This is a genomic window from Paenibacillus forsythiae T98, from assembly GCF_000520735.1.
Lineage (GTDB): Bacteria > Bacillota > Bacilli > Paenibacillales > Paenibacillaceae > Paenibacillus_AQ > Paenibacillus_AQ forsythiae.
In genome coordinates this window covers 1-517 of sequence record NZ_ASSC01000706.1, presented here as the reverse complement: position 1 = coordinate 517, position 517 = coordinate 1, and the positions used below count along the sequence as shown (strand labels likewise).

At 56.7% G+C, this 517-nt stretch carries 1 pseudogene; it reads right to left on the bottom strand.

From position 1 onward, the window contains the following. A pseudogene (locus tag L692_RS33100) lies at positions 1-517 on the bottom strand (hypothetical protein); the annotation flags it as partial.

The following is a 517-nucleotide window of genomic DNA, read 5'->3' as shown; positions in this document are numbered from 1 at the left end:
GCTTCGGCGAGGTCAGCCATAGCAGATTATCGTAAGGATCTCCGGCTTGTCCATTATGAAATCTCGGCCCGGCTGTCATTTCGGACAATGAGCCGGCAGATGCCGTCAAGCCGCAGCTCCGGTCCGCCTGAGCGCTTGCGGCAACTGCTTCAGCCTTGCTTTCGTCCCATGGAAGGATCTCAGGAATGATGGCGTTCACGTACAGCGTTTGGCCTCCCGCCGTAACTTTCCAGTAGGGCAGAAGCGGCACGTACAGCGGAACCCATTCGGCAATTTCATCGGAAGAATGAATAAGGCCCTTCTGCGCCAGGAACAGGCGCAGCTCGGTGACAGAGTAGGGAAGCTCTTCATCGGTCCCCGCTCCGTATTCGCTTAATGTGTACCCGCCGTTATCCGAAGCGGTAATGATCATATAGCCGATCCGCTTATCGCCGCTGAACAGGTTAACGAGCCACCCGTGAGTTCCGGGTCCCAGCGGATGAACCGATAGCCCTGCGGTTCTCCATTCCTTAAAGGG